Here is a 22,223-nt window from a genome sequence, read left to right as displayed (position 1 = left end):
AGAGGGGGCGTCGGCAGCACCCGGGGTTTTTCGCTAACCTCCCAGTCGCCCGGGCGTTCGAGTGGGGGACGACCGATCGCCCACCAGGTCCACAAGCGGAGGCATCACGTGACAGACGCCGGATTACGCGCGACCCCCATCGACACGAGCAAACCCCACTCGGCCCGCATGTACGACTACTTCCTCGGCGGGAAGGACAACTACCCCGTCGACGCGGAGGCGGGCGAACAGGTGATCTCCCTGTTCCCCGCCGTGCGGGAGATGGCGCGGACCAACCGCCGGTTCATGCACCGCGCGTCGCGGCTGCTGGCCGAGCGGGGTGTCCGCCAGTTCCTCGACATCGGGACCGGCATCCCGACCGAGCCGAACCTCCACCAGATCGTGCAGGGGATCGTTCCGGCCGCCCGTGTGGTGTACGCGGACAATGACCCGATCGTCCTGCGGCACGCCGAGGCGCTGCTGCACAGCACACCCGAGGGCAGGACCGCCTACGTCCACGGCGACGTACGGGAACCGGGAAGGATCCTCGCGGCGGCGCGCGAGACCCTCGACTTCACGGAGCCGATCGCGCTGTCCCTCGTGGCGCTGCTGCACCTGGTGGTGGACGAGGACGAACCCGGCCGGATCGTGCGCGAGTTGCTCGAACCGCTCGCGCCCGGAAGCTACTTGACGCTGTCGCACGCCACGGGGGACTTCGACCCGGAGACCTGGCAGCGTGTCGTCGAGGTCTACCGCAAGGGCGGCACTCCCGCGCAGGTGCGCTCACGCGACGAATTCGCCGCCTTCTTCACGGGCCTCGACCTGCCGGCCCCCGGCCTGACGCTCGCCGCGCACTGGCACCCCGAACTCGGCGAGGAACGCGGAGGCGAGGACATACCCCTGTACGTGGGGGTGGCCCGCAAGCCATGAGGCCTCGTCCGGCGGATCGCTCGCCACACGCTCTCCGATCCGCCGGACGACCGTCGCCCGGGACGTCCTACGACAGCTGCGCCTGGACCTCGGAGGAGATCAGGTCCAGGTGGTCCAGGTCGTTGAGGTCGAGGATCTGGAAGTAGAAGCGCCGGGCGCCGGTCTCGGCGTAGCGGCCGATCTTGTCGACGACCTCGGCGGGGGAACCGGCCAGGCCGTTCGTCTTCAGCTCGTCGACCTCGCGGCCGATCGCGGCGGCACGGCGGGCGACCTCCTGGTCGTCCTTGCCGACACAGGCGACGAGGACATTGGAGTAGATGATCTCGTCGGCCTTGCGCCCTGCCTGCTCGGCGGCGGCACGGACCCGGCCGAACTGGCGCTCGCTGTCCTCGACGGAGGCGAACGGAATGTTGAACTCATCGGCGTACCGCGCGGCGAGGCGGGGCGTGCGGGTGGCGCCGTGGCCGCCGATGAGCACGGGGATCTTCGGCTGGGCGGGCTTGGGGAGGGCGGGCGAGTCGGTGAGGTCGTAGTACTTCCCGTGGAAGTCGAAGGTCCGGCCCACCTCCGTGGCCCACAGCCCGGTGACGATCTCCAGCTGCTCTTCGAGGCGGCCGAACTTCTCCTTCGGGAACGGGATGCCGTACGCCTTGTGCTCCTCCTCGGCCCAGCCCGCACCCAGGCCCAGCTCGACCCGTCCACCCGACATCTGATCGACCTGCGCGACCTGGATCGCGAGAACACCGGGCAGCCGGAACGTGGCGGCGGTCATCAGCGTGCCGAGCCGGATTCGCCGTGTCTCCCGGGCCAGACCGGCGAGCGTGATCCAGGCGTCCGTGGGACCCGGGAGGCCATCCCCGGAGCCCATCTTGAGGTAATGGTCGGAACGGAAGAAGGCATCGAACCCAAGATCCTCCGTGGCCTTGGCAACGGCAAGGAGGGTGTCATAGGTGGCGCCCTGCTGGGGCTCGGTAAAAATACGCAGATCCATACACCCATCCTGCACGCTCCGACCCCGGTCAGCCTCAGCGCCCCGAAAGGGGCGCGGGGAACTGCGCGACCAGCCACAACGAACCCGCAGAGGACCGACGGCCGTAACAACACGTCCGCGGAGCTACCCCGCCTCCCTCTCCGGTAACGCCTGCTCCGTCTCCCTGTCCGCCAGTCTGCGGAGCATCTCCCGCACCCGGTCACGAGATTCGTCCGCCGCGTCGATCGCCTCCATGCACTGCCAGTACGTCGCTTCGTCGCCCGCCGAGGACGCGATGCCGACCAGCGCGATACCCACCTCGCCGAGCAGCCCGCCCAGATACATCAACGCCTGCCGGGCATCGCCCAGTTCGGTGAGCTGGGCGGCGCGCAGGTCGGTGTCGGGGACATCCGGGCGGTCCAGGACACCGCAGCCTCTGCCCGCGAGTTCGGTCAACCCCAGTGCCTCGCCCCGTAGTTCGGGTGGACCGGCGACCGCGAGGCGGCTGCCTATCGCCTGCGCGAGGGCCTGTGCCTGCCACGCTTCCGCCATGGTCTGTGGCGCCTCGCCGCTCCCCGCGAGCGCGCGCCTGCTCGTCACGATGAGCCGCACCGCGTCCATGCGCTGCCCCAGTCTGTCCCGACGCGCTCGTCGCGCGTTCGTCCGAACTCCGCTGTCCACTACCCAGAGTGAGGTCCAATGGGACAAAAAGCCAGAGGAAGACGGAAATCTTCGGACAACAAATCGGATTCGGGAGGGTTTTTAACTACGGAGAGTGAACATGGAGCCGCCAACTCCCCTCGCCTCTCCTACTCGTCCCGCTCCCCCGCCGCCGGAAACCTCCGCTCGTTCCGGTCGATCTTCGCGTCCAGCGCGGCCAGCGGGTCGATGCCGAGGACCTCGCAGAGCTGCAGCAGATAGGCGAGCACATCGGCGACCTCGTCGGTGACCCGGTGCGCTGTGCCGGGGTCGTCCATGACGCGGGACGACTCCTCGGGCGTCAACCACTGGAAGATCTCGACGAGTTCGGAGGCCTCCACGCTGAGCGCGGCGACGAGGTTCTTGGGGGTGTGGTACGGCTGCCAGTTCCGCGCCGCGGCGAACTCGGCCAGCCTGCGCTGCAGTTTCGCCAGGTCCAGGTCGTCAGTCACGCGTCAAGGTGTACCACCGTGACGCCGTCCGTCCCCGCGGCCCAGGACGCGTCGCTCACCGCGCCGACGAGGCGGATGTGCCCGCGCTCGCACATCCGCGTCGCCAGCCGCAGCAGTCCGTCGCGCTGCCGAGGGTCCAGGGAGCGGTCGAGCCCGTCGGCGAGGACGGTGAGCGTCTGCAGGGCGGCGGGCACCTCCCCGGCCGGGTCGACCTCGAGGACACCGGGCCCGGTGAGCAGGACCAGTGTCAGCGCGAAGTGCCTCAACTCGCCGTCGCCGAGCCGTTCGAGGGCGGTGCGCGGGCCGTCGCCCCGGTCGAGTACGGCGCGGACCGTGCCGTCGCCGAGAGGTTCGGCGAGGACGTCCGCGACGGGCCCGGCGCATCCGGCGCGCACCGCCGCGACGAGCTGCGCGTGCCGCCGGCCGCACTCGGTGCGGGTGCGCCACAGGACGTCGGCGAGGTTGTCGCAGCCGCCGAGGAGCCGGCCGGAGCCGAGCGGCACAGGCCCGCGCATACGGTCGGGCCGTGGGTCGCAGGCGAAGACGGAGCGCAGGGCGACGACCATCTGTTCGGCGGCGGCGAGGACGCGCCGCTGCCCGTCCGTCTTGCCGGCCACCCGCAGCGGCAGCAGCGCGGTCCCGAGCCGGTCGTCCGGCAGCGGGGCGCGGGTGACGGGCGCCGATCCGGCGGTGTGCCAGGCGGCCTGCACGGCACGGCGCCCGGGGTCGCGCAGGGCGGTCTCCAGGAGGACGAGTCCCTCGGCGCTCAACCGCTCGCCCACGATGCGCAGTTCGGGCTCGGCCTGGACGGCGACGTCGAGTCGGACCGGACCCTCGGGCCCGTCGGCGGTGCAGCCGATCCGGAAGCCGCGGCGGCGCTGCGCGTCGGGCCGGGCCCGCTCGGGAACGCAGGCGACCGGATCCGGGAACACTTCACCGAGCTCGGCCCCTCCACCGAGCCGCGCCAGCGCCTCGTACGCCCTGAGCGCACTGCTCTTCCCGCAGCCGCTCCGGCCGGCGAACAGGGTGAGCGGCCCGAGGGGAAACCCGGCCCGCCGATGCCCGGCGAACGCCGACAGCCGCAACTCGGTGACACAGGGCCGGTCGGGTCGGTTCCCGATGGAGGACATAGAGGACGCGGAGGACGCCGAAGACCTGGGAGTCCCCGGCGACGCGGATGACGCGGGCATATCCGGACCGTAGGGCTCCGTCCGTCAGCCGAACCGTTCCGCCCCGTCCTGCTTCCTACGATCGGGGGACCGGCGCGGCCTCAGGGGCCGGCCACGCCTTCCATCAGGCCGCTCACCTCGGTGCCCGGCGGCGTCAGCAGGAACACATTGCGGTCGACGCGATGCATCCCGCTCGCCAGGCCGAAGACGACGCCGGTGCTGAAGTCCAGGACGCGCTTGGCGACTTCGGTCTCCGCTCCGGTCAGGTCGAGCAGCACGGGGATGCCCGCCATCAGCGTCTCGGCGACCTCGCGGGCGTCGCCGAAGACACTCACCCTCAGGACGACGAACCGGCGCCGCGGTTCGGTGTCCGCGTCCGGAAGCGCACGGTGGTCCACCGCGGACGGCCAGGCATCGCGACCACGCAGCGGTACGACCTGGGCGAGCCCTTCCCACTGTTCGTCGGTGACGTCATGACCGTTCACCGGTTCCCCCCGAAGTGACTCGCCTTCAATGCCTGCACCAGCCAATTCTTACGCCACACCACCCGTTCGGCCCAACTGCGACACGGTCCCGACCCGGCACATGACAAGTGTCACTGTGGCTGACTGCGGGGGTGACCGCGCCGGCGTCGGAGTTCGCCGGCGCGGGAATGCCGCCGCGGATGCAGGTGACCTCGGTGCGGCGCTCCGCGGGCCGTCAGGCCGCCGTGCGGACGAAGCGGAGGGTGGCGGCGACCGTCGTGAGGCCGCGGATCATGCCGAGCTGGTTCCAGCCCATGCCGAACTGGCCGCGGTCCACGGAGAGTTCCGCGTCCAGGGTGAGCGAGTCGGCGTCCGAGCCGATCAGGCGGGCGGTGAAGGACTGGGGGCGGCTGATGCCGCGCACGGTCAGCTGACCGACGACGTGGACCTGGTCGCCGTCGCGGAGCTCGGCGCTGCGGACCGCGAAGGTGATCTCGGGGTGGTGGTCGGTGTCGAAGAAGTCGGCGGACCGCAGGTGCGTGTCGCGCTTGGCGTTGCCGGTGTCCAGGGTGGTGGCGTCCAGGGTCACGGTGCCGATGGCCGACCCGTCGGACCGCACCTCGCCCTGGCCGGTGACGGCGCCGAAGGTGCCCTTCACCGTGACCATGCCCCACATCGTCTTGTGCCGGAGGGCGACGGTGGAGGCGGTGGTGTCGAGCTGCCACAGTCCGGTTTCCACGGCGACGGTCATGATCGTTCCCTGCTTTCCTGATACCCGTTGGATGCTTCAAATTTGGATGACCTCACGCTAGTCGACTATCCAAATCTGAACAACCCCTCGTCCAAAAATGGACAACAGGTACACTCGAATCCATGGCCGACTCCGACGCACACCCCGCCGACCTGCCCGAATGCCCCTCCGCGCAGGGTGGCGGACTGCTGCCCTCGGAGCTGCGTGCCTGGATGGTGCTGCTGGCCGCGACGGGCGCCGTCGAGCAGCGGCTGCGGGCCGTGGTCAAGGAGCGGCTGGACGTCTCGCACGACGAGTTCCTGGTCCTGTGCCTGCTGGCCGAGCAGCCCGAGACGGGTCTGCGTATGACCCGGATCGCCGAACTCCTGGGCCGCCCCAAGACCCGGCTCACCTACCAGATCGCCTGCCTCCAGCACGCGGGGCTGGTCTCCCGCCGATCGGTCTGCGGCGACAAGCGCGGCATCGAGGTGACCCTCACGGAGAAGGCCCGCCGTCTGCTGTCGGAGGCCTCCGGCGGCCTCGCCGACACGGTCAAGGAGGCCCTCGCCCAGTTCATGGGGACCGACCAGCGGGAGGCCATGTGTGGTCTGGTGCCCGACCTCGTCGAGGAGCCGGAGGGGCGCTGACGCCCCGGTTGTCCCGAGGAGCCCGGGGTACCCGGCTGCCGACCGCAGCCGAAGGAGCGCTCCATGGCCGTGTCCGACCTGCCCGCACCCGTCACCCGCCGAGGCACCGCGCCGCCGGTCGACGGCGGTGGCCTGGAGGTGGCGCTGCGCGCACGCGTCGACGGGGAGGTGCGGTTCGACGCCGGGAGCCGGGCAGCGTACTCGACCGACGCCTCCAACTTCCGGCAGACCCCGATCGGCGTGGTCGTCCCCCGTACCCCCGAAGCGGCCGTGGAAGCGGTCGCCGTCGCGCGCGAGTACGACGCACCCGTGCTGTCCCGGGGCGGCGGGACGAGCCTCGCCGGGCAGTGCACCAACACGGCCGTAGTCATCGACTGGTCGAAGTACTGCAACCGCCTGGAGTCCGTGGACACCGACGCCCGCACCTGCGTCGTCCAGCCCGGCATCGTGCTCGACGACCTCAACCGGCAACTCGCGGACACCGGGCTGCGCTTCGGACCCGAACCCGCCACCCACATGAACTGCACGATCGGCGGCATGATCGGCAACAACTCCTGCGGCGCCACCGCCCAGGCCACCGGCAAGGTGGTCGACAACGTCGCTCGCCTGGAGGTGCTCCTCTACGACGGCACCCGCTTCTGGTGCGGCCCGACCGGCGACGAGGAGTACGCCGAGATCGAGCGGCACGGTGACCTCCGCTCGGCGGTCTACCGGCGGTTGCGCGCCCTGCGCGACACCTACGCCGACGAGATCCGTCACCGCTTCCCCGACATCCCGCGCCGCGTCTCCGGCTACAACCTCGACTCACTGCTGCCGGAGCACGGTTTCGACGTCGCCGGACTGCTGGTCGGCAGCGAGTCCACGCTCGTCACCGTGGTGCGGGCGGAACTGAAGCTGGTGCCCGTGGTGAAGGAACGGACGCTGGTCGTGCTCGGCTTCCCGAGCGTCGAGCGGGCCGCCGACTCGGTACCGGAGATCCTGCCGTACGAGCCGATGGCGCTGGAGGGCGTCGACTCGAAGCTCATCCGCGACGAGCAGCTCAAGCACCTCAATCCCCAGGCGATCTCCGAACTCCCCGAAGGCAAGGCCTACTTGATGGCCGAGTTCGGGGGCGACACGCTCGAGGAGTCGGACCGGCGGGCGCACCGCATGCTGGCCGCGCTGCACGAGAGCGAGCACGACCCCGAGGTCGCGTTCGTGGACGACCCGGACCGCGAGGAGGAGCTGTGGCAGGTCCGCGAGGCCGGGCTCGGCGCCACCGCGCACGTCCCGCACCGGCCCGACACCTTCGAGGGCTGGGAGGACTCCGCCGTACCGCCCGAACGGCTCGGTGACTATCTGCGCCGGCTGCAGGACCTGTTCGAGGAGTTCGGCTACCGCAGCGACACCGGGCCCAGCCTCTACGGCCACTTCGGGCAGGGCTGTGTGCACACCCGGATCCCCTTCGACCTGTACTCCGCCGACGGTGTGGCCGCCTACCGGCGCTTCATGGAACGGGCGGCCGATCTGGTCACCGAGTTCGGCGGGTCCTTCTCCGGTGAGCACGGGGACGGACAGAGCCGGGGCGAGCTGCTGGCGCGGATGTTCGGGGAGGAGCTGGTCGAGGCGTTCGGCCGGCTCAAGGCCGTCTTCGACCCGCGGGACCGGATGAACCCCGGCAAGGTCGTGGCGCCGTACGGGCTCGACGAGCATCTGCGCCTCGGCGGCGACTGGGCGCCGTACGACCCGCGCGATCTGCACTTCCGTTTCCCGGACGACGGCGGGTCGTTCGCCGAGGCCGCGAACCGGTGCGTGGGCGTCGGCAAGTGCCGCCAACTCACCAACAAGGGCGGCGCGGTGATGTGCCCCTCCTACCAAGTCACCCTGGAGGAGGAGCACTCCACGCGCGGCCGGGCCCGGCTGCTGTTCGAGATGCTCGACGGGCACGGCGACGGCGCGATCCGGGACCGCTGGCGGTCGGAGGCGGTGAAGGACGCCCTCGATCTGTGTCTGGCGTGCAAGGGGTGCAAGAGCGACTGCCCGGCCGACGTCGACATGGCCACGTACAAGGCGGAGTTCCTCGCCCACCACTACGCCCGCCGGCCCTGGCGCAGGCCACGCTCCGACCTGACCATGGGCTGGCTGCCGGTCGCCGCGCAGGCGGTGGGCCGCGCGCGGCTGGGGCCGCTGGTCAACGCCTTCACGCACCTGCCGCCGCTGTCGAAGGCGGCCGTGGCGCTCGCGGGGGTCGAGGAGCGGGAGCTGCCACGGTTCGCCGGCCGCACGCTGCGGCAGTGGTTCACCCGGCACAGGCCGTACGGCGACGGGGCGCGCGGGACGGTCCTGCTGTGGCCGGACACCTTCACCAACTTCTTCCACCCGCACGTCGGTCGGGCCGCCGTCCGGCTGCTGGAGCACGCCGGCTGGCGGGTCGAGCTGCCCGGCGAACCGATGTGCTGCGGGCTGACCTGGATCTCCACCGGGCAACTCGGCGTCGCCGAACGGGTACTCGCGCGGACCGTCCGCCGCCTCGCCGGGCATGTCCGCGACGGCGGTCTGGTCGTCGGTCTCGAACCGAGCTGCACGGCCGTGTTCCGCTCGGACGCGGCCGAGCTGTTCCCCGGTGACCGGGATGTACGGAGGCTGCGCGACCAGACCGTGACGCTGGCCGAACTGCTCACCGAGCACTCCCCCGGCTACGAGCCCCCGCGACTGCCCGGCCGGGAAGCACTGGTCCAGGTGCACTGCCATCAGCATGCGGTGCTGGGCTGGGACGCCGACCGGGACTTGCTCGGCCGGGCGGGGGTCGAGGCCGAGCGACTGGTGTCCGGGTGCTGCGGACTGGCCGGCAACTTCGGGTTCGAGCGGGGGCACTTGGAGGTGAGCAAGGCCTGCGCGGAACGGGTGTTGCTGCCGCGGTTGCGGGAGTCGGGTGCGGGTGTGGCTGTTCTGGCGGATGGGTTCAGTTGCCGTACGCAGATCCATGAGCTGGACAGTGGGGGGCATGAGGGGGTGCACCTGGCGGAGTTGCTGGCGTCGGGGCTGCCCCGTAGGTGACACGGCATCCCGCATGGCACCCCACATGGCACCCCTCTCAGGGGCTCTGCTCGAAGTGGCTCGGCCGGCCATCGCGCCGCACAAGGCGCCCCTCCCGCGCGGCGCGGGCGCGCGGCATGAGAGTCCATGTGCCATCGGCCCGGAGCAGCGCGGCCGAGTGCCAGGGCGTCGTCCATGCGTCCGGTGCGTCGAGCAGCCGGATGCCGAACTTGGCGGCACCGGTCGACTGGGGGTGGATGGACAGGCGTACGGCGCCGGGGTGGTGCTCGGCGATCAGATCGCCCCAGGCGCGGCTGCGTTGGATGACGCCGTAGGCACGCCGTCGGCATTCACGCTGGAGGGCGGAACGGGTACCGGAGAAGTCGGCCGTGTCCTCGACGAGGAACCGGGTGATGCCCCGGTAGAGGGACAGGGCGTGGTCGTCGGAACGGACCTCGGCGCGCAGGGCGTCCACCGTGGGGGCGTAGCGCTCGTGGACGTGGGCGCGTTTCGTGTCGTACGGCAGGTCGCCGAGGATGTCCCGGAGATCGAACACCGACAGTCTCTCCAGGCCCAACTGGGCTATCAGGCGGCGGAGTTCGTCGGCGTACGCGTCGATGTGCTCGTCCTGGACGCGGATCAGGTCGCCGAAGACATGGCCGTCGGAGCAGATGGTGACGCGGGCACCGGGTGGGTGGACGCGCTCCACCTCCTCGCAGAGTGCGTCCAGGAAGCGGAGGGAGAGGCGTTCGCCCTGGTCGGGGAGGTGGCCGAGGACCTTGGCGGGGTTGGGGGACTTGCAGGGGAAGCCGGGGAGGGTGAAGCGGACGGGTGCGCCGGCTCGTACGAAGGCGTCGATCCGGCGCAGTTGGTGGGGGAACGCCTCGGCGGGGGCGGTGCGGGTGGCGTCCGTGGTGCGGTGGTGCGGGAGCAGCAGGCGCAGAATCGACGCGCTCGTGGTGAGCGTGTCCGGCGCGGTCGTCGACGGCATGGGGTGGGGTCTCCTCGGGAGGTCGTCAGACGCGGCGGTCGTAGCCCACGGGCAGGTGGTTGGTGCCGCGGCCGAGGACCGCCGGGATCCACTCGATCTCGTCGTCCGGGACGGCGAGGCGCAGGCCCGGGAGCCGGGCGAGCAACGTGCCCAGGGCGACCTGGAGTTCGGTGCGGGCGAGGGCCGCGCCGGGGCAGAAGTGGATGCCGTGGCCGAAGGCCAGGTGCGGGTTGGGTGAGCGGTCCAGGTCGAGGGTGTCGGGGGCCTCGAAGCGGCGCGGGTCGCGGTTGGCGGCGCACAGGGAGACGATCACCGAGTCGCCGGCCGGGATGCGGGTGCCGTGCAGATCGCTGTCCTCGGCGAAGAAACGCCAGGTGGTCAGCTCGAAGGCGCTGTCGTACCGCAGAAGTTCCTCTACCGCGCGCGGGAGCAGGGCCGGGTCGTCGCGGAGGCGGGCCAGTTGAGCGGGGTGGCGGAACAGGGCGATCAGGGCCGTGGTGATCTGGTTCGTCACCGGTTCCTGACCCGCCACCAGCAGCTGGAAGATCATGGAGTCCAGCTCTTCCTGGGACAGTTCGCGGTGGTCGCGGGCCACGACCAGACGGCTGAGCAGATCGTCGTTCCCGTGCGCGCGCTTGTGGGCGACGATCTCGGCGATATAGCTCTGCAGCCCGTGCAGCCGGGCCTCGTACACCGGCCGCCCCGGATCTGCCGGACCGACCGGCTGGACGACCTTGCCCCAGTCGCGGTCGAAGCGTTCCGCCAGCTCGGCGGGGAGGCCGATGACCTCGGCGACGACCCGGAAGGGGAAGTGGGCGGCGAATCCGGCGACGAGGTCGGCGGGTCCGGTCTCCGGCAGCCGGTCGATCAGGGCGTCCGCCAACTCCTGGAAACGCGGGCGCAGTTGCTCGACACGGCGCGGGGTGAACGCGTCCGTGACATGGCGCCGCATATGGGTGTGCTTCGGTGGGTCCTGGTGCAGGAGGTGCACCTGGAGCTGGGAGTGCTGCGGCTCCGGCATGATCGAGGCGCGGGCACGCCAGCGGTCGTTGCCGCGGTCGTGGTTCTTGCCGAGCCGGTCGTCGTTGAGGGCGGCGTGTGCGGCGTCGTAACCGGTGACGAGCCAGGCCTGGACGCCGCTGGGGAAGAGCACCGGGTGCACCGGGCCGTCCTCGCGCAGACGCTCGTAGAGCGGATAAGGGTTGCTCTTGTAGGGGCAGCCCATGAGCGGGACGGGTTCGGAGAGCGGTTCCTGGACTGTCATCAGGTGGTTCCTCAAGGTCCTCAGAGGGCGAGTTCGGGGCGGTAGTGGTCCAGCCACAGGGCCAGGTCGACGACGCGTTCGAGACGGAGGCGGTGGCCCCACTCCAGGCGGTCGGGCGGGGTGTCGAGGCAGGGTTTGATACGGGTCTCGTCGGCCAGCTCGCGGACCGACGGCAGGACATCGCGGGCCATGTTCTGGAGGCCTCGGTTGTAGTCGGGGTGGTGGGTGGCCGGGTAGTGGTTCTTGGGCCGGAGGAGTACCGAGCCGGGCGCCAGGCCCTCCCCCGCGGCCCGCAGCAGGCTCTTCTCCCGGCCGTCGAAGCTCTTCAGCGCCCACGGGACGGAGTAGGCGTACTCGACGAGCCGGTGATCGCAGTACGGCACCCGCACCTCCAGCCCCTGCGCCATGCTCAACCGGTCCTTGCGGTGCAGGAGTTGGCGCAGCCAGCGGGTCAGGGACAGATGCTGCATCTCGCGCTGCCGGTGCTCGGTCTCCGTCTCGCCCTCGATGTGCGGTACGGCGGCGAGCGCGTCGCGGTAGGTGTCCGCGCGGAACTCGCGCACGTTCAAGGCGAGTTCGGGGTTGAGCGGCATCGCGGCCTCGTCGCCCGTGACCAGCAGCCAGGGGAAGGTGGACGCGGCCAGCGCCTTTGGGTTGTGGAACCACGGGTAGCCGCCGAACACCTCGTCCGCCGCCTCGCCGGACAGCGCGACGGTCGAGTGCCGCCGTATCTCCCCGAACAGCAGATACAGCGAGGTGTCCATGTCGCCCACCCCGATGGGCGAGTCCCTGGCCACGACGACCGCCTTCCGGTGCTCGGGATCGAGCAGGGCGTGCGGATCCAGGACGACGGTGGAGTGGTCGGTGCCGATGAAGGCGCCCGCCTCGGTGGCGTACGGGGTGTCGTGACCGGTTCTGAGCACATCGCCCGTGAACTGCTCGGCCTGGTCGCTGTAGTCGACGGCGTACGACCGGATCCGGGCGTCCTGACCTTCGCGCAGCCGGAGTTCGTCGGCGAGCAGGGCGGTCAGGACGGTGGAGTCGATACCGCCGGAGAGGAGCGAGCACAGGGGGACGTCGGCTTCGAGCTGGCCGCGCGCCGCAGTGCTCACCAGGTCGTGGACGCGGGCGACGGTCTCGTCCCGGCCTTGGGTGTGCCCTCGGGCCTCCAACTGCCAGTAGCGGCGCTCCCGTACGCCGTCCCGGTCCAGGACCAGCACCCCGCCGGGCTCGACCTCCCGGACGCCGGACCAGATGGTCGGCCCCGTGTTGAACAGCAGGCTGTACGCCTCCCGCAGCCCGTCCGCGTCCACCCGCGGGCGGATCTCCGGGTGCGCGAACAGCGCCTTGGGCTCGGAGGCGAAGGCCAGTCCGCCGTCGATGCGCGCCCAGAACAGCGGTTTGACGCCGAGCCGGTCGCGCACCAGCAGCAGCCGCTGCGCCCGTTCGTCCCAGACGGCGAAGGCGAACATGCCGTCCAGATGCTCGGCGACGTCCTCGCCCCATTCGGCGTAGGCACGCAGGACGACCTCGGTGTCGCTGCGGGTGCGGAACTCGTGGCCCAACGTCCGCAGCTGGCCCCGGAGTTCGTGGTGGTTGTAGACCTCGCCGCTGTAACTGAGCACGGATGTGGGCTCGTCGGCGCGGTCGGTCATCGGCTGACGGCCGCCTTCGATATCGATGACGGCGAGCCGGCGGTGGCCGATCGCCGCGCGCTCACCGAACCAGACGCCGCCCGCGTCCGGGCCGCGCGGGGCGAGGGTGGCGGTCATGGCTTCGATGACGGGGGCTCGGTTGCGGGCGTCGGTGTGGAAGGACGCCCAGCCGGTGATTCCGCACATGGGGGCTACTCCTGGGTGAGGGGTGTGGCGGCGGTCTGCCGCGGGGGTCGCGCGAGCAGGGGTACGGCGAGACAGGCGGCGGTCGCGGCGAGCGCGAGGCCCGCCCGGGCGCCGTCGCCTCCGGGTCCGGCGAATCCCCAGGCGGCCGTGGCCAGGGCCGGGCCGAGCGTGAAGCCGAGGCTGCGGGCGAGTTGCACGGCGGAACCGGCGGTGGACGCGCGGTCCGGCGGGGCGGCGCCCATGACGAGGGCCTGGGTCGGGCCGCCGTTCAGGCCCATGCCGATGCCCGCGAGCGCCAGCCGCCAGGCGAGGTCGGGCGGCGACCAGCCGTCGCCGAGCGGGACGAGCAGGAGGAGACCGGCGGCGGTCAGCGCGGCGCCGGCAACGGCAACCGGGCGTGCACCATGCCGGTCGGCGAGGCGTCCGCCGACGGGTCCGGCCAGACCCATGCCGAGTGGGAAGGCGAGTACGGTCAGGCCGGTCGTCGTGGCGCTGACGCCGTCCTCGCGTTGGAGGTGCAGGGCGACGACGTAGTGCATGGCGGCGAATCCGGCGGCGAGGGCGAGCACCGCGCTGTGGGCCCGGAGCAGTCCCGGGACGTGCAGTACGCCGGTGAGGGGACGGGCGCCCGGTCCGCGCAGCCACCGCCACAAGGGCGGTACGGCGGCGAGCGCGAGCCACCAGGTGCCGAGGGTCAGCGACAGCAGCAGGAGCGTGACCCCGCTCGCCACCAGCCCCGCATCCGCAAGCGACCGCCGGTCGGGTTTCGTGAGCCCGCCGTCCCGTGGCATCGCACGCCACGCCACCGCCAACGCCAGGACGCAGAACGGGACCTTGACCAGGAAGATCGCCTGCCAGCCCCAGTGATCGAGGAGCAGTCCGCCCACCGCCGGCCCCGTCACCGCACCGAGCGGGCCGAGGGTCGCGGGCACGCTCATTGCCCGTCCGCGCAGTTGCGGCCGTACAGATCGGATCGCCAGCACCGGCATCAGCACGAACAACACCGCGGCACACGCGCCCTGGACGACCCGGGCGGCGATGAGCCAGCCCGCTGAGGGCGCGGCGGCCGCGAAGGCGCTGCACAGGGCGAAGCCGGTGGTCGCGGTGAGCAGCGCGGGCCTCAGGCCCACGCCGTCCAGCCACCGTCCGACCGGCAACAGCAGTGCCACGACGGGCAGTTGATAGCCCAGTACGGCCCACTGCGCGGTCGCCGCCGACACGTCCAGACCGTCGGCGATGTCCACCAGCGCCACGTTGACGATGTTCATGTCGAGCATCGCCACGAAGGACAGGAGGCCCGCGACGGCGACCAGCGGCCACCGGTCCTCGCGTATGCGACCGGGCTGTGAGTCAGACACCGTCTTCCGTCCCTCGTCTCGTGGGCGGGCTGCCGTTCGGTTCGGCAGCCTCGTCCCACAAGTCGGGAGGAAACGGTGGTTAGTTCCCGTACGTGTCCAAAACTCTCGCCGCGCTGTCCTCGGACGCCCGATGGTCGAAGGCGATCAGCGGGTCGCCGGTGAGGGGGTGGTCGACCACCGCCGCCCGTACGCCGAACACCTCCGCCATGAGCGCGGGGGTGAGCACGTCGCGGGGCGGGCCGGAGGCGACCACTTCACCGGCGTGCAGGACGTGCAGGCGGTCGCAGACCGAGGCGGCGGCGTTGAGGTCGTGCAGGGACACCAGGGTCGTACGGCGGCGCTCGCGTAGGAGGGTGAGGAGTTCGACCTGGTGGCGGATGTCGAGGTGGTTGGTCGGCTCGTCCAGGACCAGGACGTCGGGGTTCTGCGCGAACGCGCGGGCGAGCAGGACGCGTTGGCGTTCGCCGCCGGAGAGGGCGGTGAACCGGCGCTCGGCGGCCTGCGCCATGCCGACGTCGGACAGCGCCTGCGCCACGATGTCCCGGTCGGTGGCGTCCTCACCCGCGAACGCCCGCTTGTACGGGGTACGGCCCATGGCGACGACCTCGCGGACCGTCAGCTCGAAGTCGCCGCCGCGTTCCTGTGGGAGGGCGGCGATATGTTGGGCCGACCCGATCGCGGTGAGCGTGCGCAGGTCGGTGCCGTCGAGCAGGACCCGGCCGGCGGTGGGCTTCAGATGCCGGTAGACCGTGCGCAGGAGCGTGGACTTGCCGCTGCCGTTCGGGCCGACGAGGCCGGTGATCTCGCCCTCGGCGGCGACGAGATGGGCGCCGGAGACCACCGTACGGCCCGCGTAGGCGACGTGCAGGTCTTCGATGTCGATCCTCAACTGCCGCTCCCCCGCTGACGATCCCTTGCGTTCGTTCTCAACTGCCGCTCTCCAGACGCCGGTCGAGCAGGTACAAGAGGGCCGGTGCGCCGAGCAGTGAGGTGACCACGCCGACCGGCAGCTCCTGTGTGTCCATCGCGACCCGGCACACGATGTCGACCACCACGAGGAGCAGCGCGCCGAACAGGGCGGAGACCGGGAGGAGCCGGCGGTGGTCGCCGCCGACGAGGAGGCGGCAGGCGTGCGGCACCATCAGGGCGACGAAGGCGATCGCGCCGGAGACGGCGACGAGGACGCCGGTGAGGACGCTGGTCACGGTGAACAGCTCGCGGCGCAGACGGGTGACGTCGACGCCGAGCCCGGCCGCCGTCTCGTCGCCCATCAGCAGCGCGTTCAGGCCACGGGCCCGCCCCTGAAGGCACACCAGGGCCACCGGCACCGCGATGGCGGGCACCGCCAGCAGCTGCCAACTCGCCCCGCTGAGGCTGCCCATGAGCCAGAACAGCACGCTGTGGGTCTGCTGCTCGTCCCCGGCCTGGAGGACGAGGTAGCTGGTGAAGCCGGACAGGAACTGCCCGACCGCCACCCCGGCCAGCACCAGCCGCAGCGGCGCGAATCCCCCGCCGCGCCGGGCCACCGTCCACACCAGGGCGAAGGTGGCAAGCGCGCCGACGAAGGCCGCGCCGGACAGCCCGAGTCCGAGCGCTCCGCCGGCGCTGACGCCGAGCACGATCGCGGCGACGGCTCCGAGCGAGGCTCCGTTGGAGATGCCCAGCAGATAGGGGTCGGCCAGTGGATTGCGTACGAGCGCCTGGACCGCCGTGCCGACGATGCCGAGCCCGGCACCGACGAGCGCGGCCAACAGGGCGCGCGGAACGCGCAGTTGCCACACGATCAGGTCGTCGGTGCCCGGGCGGGCTGCCTCGCCGGACAGCCGCCGCCCGACGACCGCCCACACTTCGGCGGGCGGGATGGAGGTCGAGCCCCAGGACACGGCCACCGTGAGCGCGAGGAGCAGGGTGACACCCAGCACGGCGGCCAGGGGCCCGGCCGGAACGCGGCCCCGTGTCCCGGGTTCCGCGGTCCGGCGCAACAGCGCGGACGACACGGCTAGTCGACCTTGCCGGGGTGGACGGCCCGGGCGATCCGCTCCACCGTGTCGGCGTTCTCCACCCCGGCGATGGTGGTCTGCTCGGAACCGATGCGCAGGAAGTGGTCTTCCTTGACGGCTGTCAGGCCCTTGGTGGCCGAGTTTGCCTTGAGCCACTTCTCGGCCTCGTCGAAAGCCTTCTCGTTGGCGGCGGCGCTGCCCCGGTCGCGGACCCCCAGCTGGATCCAGTCGGGGTTCTTCGCGATGACGTCCTCCCAGCCGACCTGCTTGAAGTCGCCGTCGCAGTCGCCGAAGGCGTTGCGGGCACCGGCGAGCGTGATCACCGCGTGGGCGACCTGGCGGTTGCAGACGACGAAGGGCTGCTTGGTGCCGGCGTCGTAGTCGAAGAAGAAGTACGTCGGCCGATCACTCTCGGGCGTATCACCGACCGCCTTCTGGACGGCGTCCACCTTGTCCTTCATCCCGGCGACGAGTTTCTTCGCCTCGGCGCTCGTGCCGGTGACCCGGCCGAGCGAGGTGATGTCGTCCTCGACGGCGGTCAGGTCCGTGACCGGGCCCTTGGCCTCGGCGGCGCAGGCGGTGGACTTCAGGTAGATGTGCTTGATCCCGGCCGCCTTGAACTCCTCCTCCGTCGGCGCGTCGCCCATACCGCCGCCCATGCCGTCCATGGAGGCGAAGGTGTCGATGTAGACGTCCGCGCCGGAGCCGAGCAGCTTCTCCTTCGGGATGACGGTGTCGCTGAGCACCGGCACCTGCTGCGCCCGCGTGTCGAGCGCGGCGGGCAGCGTGCCCTTGCCGGGCGGGAAACCGGTTCCGATCACTTTGTCGCCGGCGCCGAGCCGGAGCAGCAGCTCCAGGCTGGAGGCGTTGCTGGTGACGATCTTCTCCGGGGCGGCGGAGAACGTGGTCTTCGCGCCCATGCAGTCGGTGACGGTCACGGGCTGGGCACCCGCCCCGCTCCCGCCGGCCGAGTCCGTCTCCGCATCGCCGCAGCCTGCCAGGAGCAGGCCGCCGAGCACGGCGGCGGCCGTACCGCACCTCACACGAGAACGCATCGAACTTCTCCCCGATCCACGATCCACTTGCTACGGGGGCGACTGTCCGTCACCCGGTGCAGTAGTCGGGGTCAGGGGCGGATGAGTTCCCGGGGGTCGGTGGCGAGACCTCGCCACCGACCCCCGTTCCCGTGGCCTACGCCGCCACCAACGCGGCGTGCTCCGCCCGCGGCAACGGCTCCTCCGCCTCCGCCAGCAGATCCATCAGCGTCGCCCGCGCGCGAGCGACCCGCGAACGGACCGTCCCCACGGGACAGTCGCTCACCTCGGCCGCCTCCGCGTACGGCAGCCCGAGCAGCTGGGTGAGGATGAACGCCTCCCGGCGCTCGTCCGGCAGCCCCGCCAGCAGGTCGAGCAGCGCGATGCCGTCGTCGAACCCGGGCAGGTCCTGCGGCTGGGCCAGCTCGATCGCCAGCTGCCAGTCCGGTACGTCGGACAGGCGGGGCCGGGCGGCGGCGTACCGGTAGCGGTCGATCACCGCGCGCCGGGCGATGGACAGCAGCCAGGAGCGGGCCGACGAACGGCCCTCGAACCGGTGCAGGCTGCCGAGCGCCCGCAGGAACGTGTCCTGCGCCAGGTCGTCGACCGCCTGGGGATCGGCGCAGAGATGGGCGACATACCGCAGGACGTCGCGGTGCAGCGCGCGGACGAACTGCTCGACGGCGTCCGGGTCTCCGCCGCGGGCGGCGAGCGCCCAGGCGGTTATCGAGTCGTCGAGGGTTGCCTGGTCGATGACTTCCGTCTGACTAATTACTTCCCTTCTGCCGTTTTTGTCGCACTGGAGAGGCAGGGCAGGAGTGATCACCTGGTGTCCTTCTCGGTCATCCAGAATCGGACCGACGGCGCACGCGTGGGTGCGGCGGCCCGGTCAGTGGGGAGACGGCCGTACGACGCCTTTACGACGCCTCTTACGACGCCTTCATAGACGTACGACCGAAGCCCGAGGCGCGCATGGGCGGCCTCGGGTCACCGGCTGTCTTCAGATGACAGCGGTCCCCAGGGGTGGACCCCGAGAGGTGATCGCGTGGACGAGAAGGAGAAGCCGCGGGGCCCGCTCGGAACGCCGACGGCGCACGACGAGGCGTGGGCGGTGCGGCGGGGTCGGCAGGGCGAGCAGCAGCCGCAGGGGTGCGGCCAGCCGTCCGGCGACGGTGCGCAGGATGCCGAAGGCGGCCCGTTCGCCGTACGCCAGCCACAGTCCGCTCAGGAGCGCGGCGAGCAGGTGGGCGGCGAGCATGCCGAAAGACATGGAGAACACGGAGGACATGGAAGGCATGGAGGACATAGAGGGCATGGAGTGCGAAGCCGTATGCCCCATGTGATCCATGTGGCTCGAGTCCATGTGGGCCGCGCCCATGTCCATGTCCGAGGTCATGGAGGTCGAGCCGCTCACCGACTGCGCGTATGAGAACGCCTGGTGCAGTGCGGTCTGGGCGACGACCACGACCGTCACGACGAGGGCGAGCCCGCGTTCACGGCCCGCCAGGCCCCAGCCGACGACGCCGGTTCCTGCCACACCCGCGGCCAGCGTCCAGGCGGGCACATGGGCGCCGGACATCAGAACGTGGCCCAGGGCGGCGAGCAGCACACAGACGGCCGCGAACACCGCGGCCCGTACTGTGCGAGAACACCACCCTGCTGTCATGGCGCCTCATCCTCGCATCCTGACGTCCACCGTCACGTCTGGGTACGGATATGAACCGTTTCCCCACTCGCCCCAAGGCGTGTGATCCACGCCACGACAACTCCCGGGAACGTACCGGGTTTCGGGGCCGACGTCTGTAGGGCGGGCAGGTCACGAACCCGGCCGGACCACGACCGCGGGAACGTGCACCGGATCGCTGTGCCTGAAGTGCAGGGTGAACGCCACGAGGTCGCCGGTCCGCCAGTCGGCGCCCGCTCGCAGGGTCGCGTCGATGCTCTGCGGCGACATGGACAGCTCGCCGCCCGCGGGCACGGCGGCCGACTCCACGTCCTCGGCGTAGGCCGCCCCACTGCCGGTCATACGGTGGCGGCTGAGTGTGATCTCACCGCGGACGTCGGTCGAGGTGACCCGGACCAGCCGGTCGTCCGCGCCGCCCGAGTTGGAGATGTCGAAGAAGGCCGCGGTGTCCGTGGTGTCGCCGTACGGCAGGAACACGCGCGCGTCCGAGACGCCGACGCGGGGCGGGGCGCCCGCCTTTCCGGCACTCACCCAGACCGTCAGGCCGGCCAGCGCGACGCTGCATGCGGCGACCGGGACGAGGGCGGCGAGCAGGGTCTCGGTGAGGCGACGGCGGGTGGGGTGCCAGGGGTGGTGGGCCGAGGTCATCGCGTACGTTCTCCTGCTCGCGTCGGCTGCCAGGACCGCAGCCGCAGGCTATTCGCCACCACCAGCACCGAGCTGAGCGACATGGCCACGGCGGCGAACATCGGGTTGAGGAGGCCCACCATGGCGAGGGGCAGCGTCACCGCGTTGTAGCCGAAGGCCCAGACGAGGTTGGTGCGGATCGTGCCCAGGGTGCGGCGGGCCAGCCGGATCGCGTCGGCCAGGGCCTCGATGTCACCGCGCACGAGGGTCACGTCCGCCGCCCCGGCGGCCACGTCCGTGCCGCTGCCCATGGCGATGCCGAGGTCGGCTCCGGCGAGCGCGGCGGCGTCGTTCACACCGTCACCGACGACCGCGACGCGGTCACCGCGCGCCCTCAACTCCCGTACGAGATCGGCCTTGTCCTCGGGTGTGCAGCGCGCGTGCACCTCGTCGATGCCCAGGTCAGCGGCGACGGCACGAGCGGACGCCGCCCGGTCGCCGGTCGCCAGGACCGGACGTACGCCCAGACGCCGCAGCCGGTCGACGGCGCGGTAACTGCCGGGGCGCACGACATCCCCGAGTTCGATCAGCGCCTGGTCGACTCCGTCCACCCGCACCAGCACCGGCGTGTGCGCGGCGACCTCCGCAACCGACAGCGCGTCCGCCAGCGGGGTGGACAACTCCCCGTCCGGAGCAAGGACTTCGACGAGCCGCCCGTCGACCCGGCCCCGCACACCGGCCCCCGGCACCGCCCGGAACTCGCTCACCTCGGGCAACACCCCCTCCGGGGCCACATCCGCCCGCGACACGGACAACTCCCCGTCCGGCCCAAGGACTTCAACAAACCGCCCGCCGACCCGCCCCCGCACACCCACCCCCGACACCGCCCGGAACTCGCCCACCTCGGGCAACGCCCCCTCCGGCAGCGCCCTTCGCGCGTACGCGGCGATCGCCCGCCCCAGCGGATGTTCCGAGCCCTGCTCGACCGCGCCGGCCAGGCGCAGCGCGGTCTCGCGGCCGAGGCCGCCCGGCACGGCGGTGATGCGGGCGACGGTCATGTGGCCGGAGGTGAGGGTGCCGGTCTTGTCGAGGATGACGGTGTCGAGGTGCCGCAGCCCCTCCAGGGCCTGCGGTCCGCGGACCAGGACGCCGAGCTGGGCGCCCCGGCCGGTGGCGGCCATCAGTGCGGTCGGTGTCGCCAGGCCGAGGGCGCACGGGCAGGCCACGACGAGTACGGCCACACATGCGGTGACCGCGGCCTGCGGCTCGGCCCCGGCGCCCAGCCAGAAGCCGAGCGTCGTGACGGCGAGCGCGAGCACGACGGGGACGAAGACGCCCGCCACCGCATCCGCCAGCCGCTGCGCCCGCGCCTTGCCCGCCTGAGCCTCTGTCACTAGCCGGGCGATCCGGGCGAGTTGCGTGTCGGCGCCGACCGCGGTGGCCCGGACGAGCAGCAGCCCGCCCGCGTTGACGGCTCCGCCGACGACCGTCGCGCCCGGCACCACATCCTCCGGCTCGCTCTCCCCGGTGACCAGGGACAGGTCCACCGCGGAACCGCCCTCCACCACCTCACCGTCGGTGGCCACCCGCTCCCCGGGCCGCACCACGAAGACCTGGCCGACCCGCAACTCCCCCAGGGGAAGCCGACGTTCACTCCCGTCTTCCCGTACCGCCACGTCCTTGACCGTGAGCGCCGCCAGCGACCGCAGCGCCGCTCCCGTCCCGTGCCGCGCCCGCGCCTCCAGGAAGCGGCCGGCGAGCACGAACAGCGGTACACCGACGGCCGCTTCGAGGTAGACGTGCGCCACGCCGTCGGAGGCGGAGGGCAGCAGACTGAACGGCATCCGCATCCCCGGTTCGCCCGCGCCGCCGAGGAAGAGCGCATACGCCGACCAGGAGAACGATGCCACCACACCGAGCGACACCAGCGTGTCCATGGTCGCCGCCGAGTGCCGCAGCCCGCGTACCGCGCGCGCGTGGAACGGCCACGCACCCCAGACGGCGACCGGCGCGGCCAGCACGAAGCACAGCCACTGCCAGTTGCGGAACTGCAGCGAAGGCACCATCGACAGCACGAGCACCGGCGTCGCGAGCAGCGCGGTGATCACCAACTGCCGTACGTCATCCGGAAGTTCCGCCGCATCCCGAGCAACCCGGCGCTCCTTCGGAGGCTCGGGCAGCGCGGCCGTGTACCCGGCCTTCTCGACGGTCGCGACCAGTTCCTCGGGCCGCACGGACGCCGGATGGCTCACCCGGGCCCGGCCGGTGGCAAGGTTGACGGTCGCGGTGACGCCGTCGAGCTTGGCGAGTTTCTTCTCGACGCGGTTCACACAGGCCGCGCAGGTCATGCCGCCGACGGTCAGGTCGGT

The 22,223-nt window shown here is 71.6% G+C and carries 20 protein-coding genes; 3 read left to right on the top strand and 17 right to left on the bottom strand.

Annotated features, from left to right (window positions below; translation table 11 throughout):
• The first annotated feature begins 108 nt into the window (after window positions 1–108).
• Entirely contained in the window at window positions 109–909 is an 801-nt protein-coding gene (locus KCH48_RS25090; protein WP_210576967.1) for an SAM-dependent methyltransferase, read from the top strand.
• A 67-nt stretch (window positions 910–976) separates the two neighbouring features.
• Here the strand turns inward: KCH48_RS25090 and KCH48_RS25085 are convergent, their stop codons facing one another.
• From KCH48_RS25085 to KCH48_RS25060, 6 genes are all read right to left on the bottom strand, one after another.
• Window positions 977–1,900: an LLM class F420-dependent oxidoreductase gene (locus KCH48_RS25085; protein WP_210576966.1), complete on the bottom strand. Its 924-nt coding sequence runs from the start codon at window positions 1,898–1,900 to the stop codon at window positions 977–979.
• A gap of 123 nt (window positions 1,901–2,023) precedes the next feature.
• On the bottom strand, window positions 2,024–2,500 hold the full coding sequence (locus KCH48_RS25080) for a DUF6099 family protein (protein WP_210576965.1): 477 nt from the start codon (window positions 2,498–2,500) through the stop codon (window positions 2,024–2,026).
• 188 nt (window positions 2,501–2,688) lie between these two features.
• The gene (locus KCH48_RS25075; RefSeq protein ID WP_210576964.1) at window positions 2,689–3,030 is read right to left on the bottom strand and encodes a nucleotide pyrophosphohydrolase; all 342 of its coding nucleotides are present in this window, start codon (window positions 3,028–3,030) and stop codon (window positions 2,689–2,691) included.
• Entirely contained in the window at window positions 3,027–4,160 is a 1,134-nt protein-coding gene (locus KCH48_RS25070; protein ID WP_246885808.1) for an ATP-binding protein, read from the bottom strand. The genes KCH48_RS25075 and KCH48_RS25070 overlap by 4 nt, the downstream gene beginning before the upstream one ends.
• Window positions 4,161–4,300: 140 nt before the next feature.
• Window positions 4,301–4,684, bottom strand: a complete 384-nt coding sequence (locus KCH48_RS25065) for a cell division protein SepF (RefSeq protein ID WP_210576962.1) — start codon at window positions 4,682–4,684, stop codon at window positions 4,301–4,303.
• Window positions 4,685–4,898: 214 nt separating this feature from the next.
• The gene (locus KCH48_RS25060) at window positions 4,899–5,414 is read right to left on the bottom strand and encodes a YceI family protein (RefSeq protein ID WP_210576961.1); all 516 of its coding nucleotides are present in this window, start codon (window positions 5,412–5,414) and stop codon (window positions 4,899–4,901) included.
• Window positions 5,415–5,536: 122 nt separating this feature from the next.
• On the opposite strand from KCH48_RS25060, the gene KCH48_RS25055 reads away from it, so the two are divergent.
• Together KCH48_RS25055 and KCH48_RS25050 are read left to right on the top strand one after the other, a co-directional pair.
• Window positions 5,537–6,040, top strand: coding sequence for a MarR family winged helix-turn-helix transcriptional regulator (locus KCH48_RS25055; protein WP_210576960.1), 504 nt, complete (start codon window positions 5,537–5,539; stop codon window positions 6,038–6,040).
• 63 nt (window positions 6,041–6,103) lie between these two features.
• The gene (locus tag KCH48_RS25050; protein ID WP_210576959.1) at window positions 6,104–9,076 is read left to right on the top strand and encodes an FAD-binding and (Fe-S)-binding domain-containing protein; all 2,973 of its coding nucleotides are present in this window, start codon (window positions 6,104–6,106) and stop codon (window positions 9,074–9,076) included.
• A 37-nt stretch (window positions 9,077–9,113) separates the two neighbouring features.
• Here the strand turns inward: KCH48_RS25050 and KCH48_RS25045 are convergent, their stop codons facing one another.
• The 11 genes from KCH48_RS25045 to KCH48_RS24995 all read right to left on the bottom strand — a co-directional run bounded on the left by KCH48_RS25045 (window position 9,114) and on the right by KCH48_RS24995 (window position 22,202).
• Window positions 9,114–10,046, bottom strand: a complete 933-nt coding sequence (locus tag KCH48_RS25045) for an L-tyrosine/L-tryptophan isonitrile synthase family protein (protein WP_210576958.1) — start codon at window positions 10,044–10,046, stop codon at window positions 9,114–9,116.
• A 25-nt stretch (window positions 10,047–10,071) separates the two neighbouring features.
• Window positions 10,072–11,310 (bottom strand): cytochrome P450, encoded by a 1,239-nt coding sequence (locus KCH48_RS25040; RefSeq protein WP_210576957.1) that lies wholly within the window; start codon window positions 11,308–11,310, stop codon window positions 10,072–10,074.
• 20 nt (window positions 11,311–11,330) lie between these two features.
• Entirely contained in the window at window positions 11,331–13,151 is a 1,821-nt protein-coding gene (gene asnB, locus KCH48_RS25035) for an asparagine synthase (glutamine-hydrolyzing) (protein ID WP_210576956.1), read from the bottom strand.
• Window positions 13,152–13,156: 5 nt separating this feature from the next.
• Window positions 13,157–14,509: an MFS transporter gene (locus KCH48_RS25030; RefSeq protein WP_307840939.1), complete on the bottom strand. Its 1,353-nt coding sequence runs from the start codon at window positions 14,507–14,509 to the stop codon at window positions 13,157–13,159.
• 79 nt (window positions 14,510–14,588) lie between these two features.
• The gene (locus tag KCH48_RS25025) at window positions 14,589–15,398 is read right to left on the bottom strand and encodes an ABC transporter ATP-binding protein (protein ID WP_210576955.1); all 810 of its coding nucleotides are present in this window, start codon (window positions 15,396–15,398) and stop codon (window positions 14,589–14,591) included.
• A 37-nt stretch (window positions 15,399–15,435) separates the two neighbouring features.
• On the bottom strand, window positions 15,436–16,506 hold the full coding sequence (locus KCH48_RS25020; protein WP_374104707.1) for a FecCD family ABC transporter permease: 1,071 nt from the start codon (window positions 16,504–16,506) through the stop codon (window positions 15,436–15,438).
• A gap of 2 nt (window positions 16,507–16,508) precedes the next feature.
• Window positions 16,509–17,564, bottom strand: a complete 1,056-nt coding sequence (locus KCH48_RS25015) for an ABC transporter substrate-binding protein (RefSeq protein WP_210576954.1) — start codon at window positions 17,562–17,564, stop codon at window positions 16,509–16,511.
• A 136-nt stretch (window positions 17,565–17,700) separates the two neighbouring features.
• Window positions 17,701–18,315: a sigma-70 family RNA polymerase sigma factor gene (locus KCH48_RS25010; protein ID WP_210577015.1), complete on the bottom strand. Its 615-nt coding sequence runs from the start codon at window positions 18,313–18,315 to the stop codon at window positions 17,701–17,703.
• Window positions 18,316–18,543: 228 nt separating this feature from the next.
• On the bottom strand, window positions 18,544–19,209 hold the full coding sequence (locus KCH48_RS25005; RefSeq protein WP_210576953.1) for a hypothetical protein: 666 nt from the start codon (window positions 19,207–19,209) through the stop codon (window positions 18,544–18,546).
• A 150-nt stretch (window positions 19,210–19,359) separates the two neighbouring features.
• Window positions 19,360–19,875: a copper chaperone PCu(A)C gene (locus KCH48_RS25000; protein WP_210576952.1), complete on the bottom strand. Its 516-nt coding sequence runs from the start codon at window positions 19,873–19,875 to the stop codon at window positions 19,360–19,362.
• Window positions 19,872–22,202 carry a cation-translocating P-type ATPase gene (locus KCH48_RS24995; protein ID WP_246885846.1) on the bottom strand — a complete coding sequence of 777 codons (2,331 nt, stop codon included), beginning with the start codon at window positions 22,200–22,202 and terminating at the stop codon, window positions 19,872–19,874. The genes KCH48_RS25000 and KCH48_RS24995 overlap by 4 nt, the downstream gene beginning before the upstream one ends.
• Between the last annotated feature and the right edge of the window lie 21 nt (window positions 22,203–22,223).

The sequence above is a fragment of the Streptomyces sp. GESEQ-4 genome (assembly GCF_017948455.1).
Taxonomy (GTDB): Bacteria; Actinomycetota; Actinomycetes; order Streptomycetales; family Streptomycetaceae; genus Streptomyces.
The sequence above is the reverse complement of the archived record's forward strand: the minus strand, read 5'-3'. Positions and strand labels throughout refer to the sequence as shown.

Bases quoted from the DNA above. Each gene is read 5' to 3' on its own strand.
- KCH48_RS25080 (WP_210576965.1), bottom strand. From the start codon at position 2,500: ATGGACGCGGTGCGGCTCATCGTGACGAGCAGGCGCGCGCTCGCGGGG.
- KCH48_RS25000 (WP_210576952.1), bottom strand. From the start codon at position 19,875: ATGACCTCGGCCCACCACCCCTGGCACCCCACCCGCCGTCGCCTCACC.
- KCH48_RS25040 (WP_210576957.1), bottom strand. From the start codon at position 11,310: ATGACAGTCCAGGAACCGCTCTCCGAACCCGTCCCGCTCATGGGCTGC.
- KCH48_RS25070 (WP_246885808.1), bottom strand. From the start codon at position 4,160: ATGTCCTCCATCGGGAACCGACCCGACCGGCCCTGTGTCACCGAGTTG.
- asnB (WP_210576956.1), bottom strand. From the start codon at position 13,151: ATGTGCGGAATCACCGGCTGGGCGTCCTTCCACACCGACGCCCGCAAC.
- KCH48_RS25015 (WP_210576954.1), bottom strand. From the start codon at position 17,564: ATGCGTTCTCGTGTGAGGTGCGGTACGGCCGCCGCCGTGCTCGGCGGC.
- KCH48_RS25085 (WP_210576966.1), bottom strand. From the start codon at position 1,900: ATGGATCTGCGTATTTTTACCGAGCCCCAGCAGGGCGCCACCTATGAC.
- KCH48_RS25005 (WP_210576953.1), bottom strand. From the start codon at position 19,209: ATGACAGCAGGGTGGTGTTCTCGCACAGTACGGGCCGCGGTGTTCGCG.
- KCH48_RS25055 (WP_210576960.1), top strand. From the start codon at position 5,537: ATGGCCGACTCCGACGCACACCCCGCCGACCTGCCCGAATGCCCCTCC.
- KCH48_RS25050 (WP_210576959.1), top strand. From the start codon at position 6,104: ATGGCCGTGTCCGACCTGCCCGCACCCGTCACCCGCCGAGGCACCGCG.
- KCH48_RS25045 (WP_210576958.1), bottom strand. From the start codon at position 10,046: ATGCCGTCGACGACCGCGCCGGACACGCTCACCACGAGCGCGTCGATT.
- KCH48_RS24995 (WP_246885846.1), bottom strand. From the start codon at position 22,202: ATGACCTGCGCGGCCTGTGTGAACCGCGTCGAGAAGAAACTCGCCAAG.
- KCH48_RS25060 (WP_210576961.1), bottom strand. From the start codon at position 5,414: ATGACCGTCGCCGTGGAAACCGGACTGTGGCAGCTCGACACCACCGCC.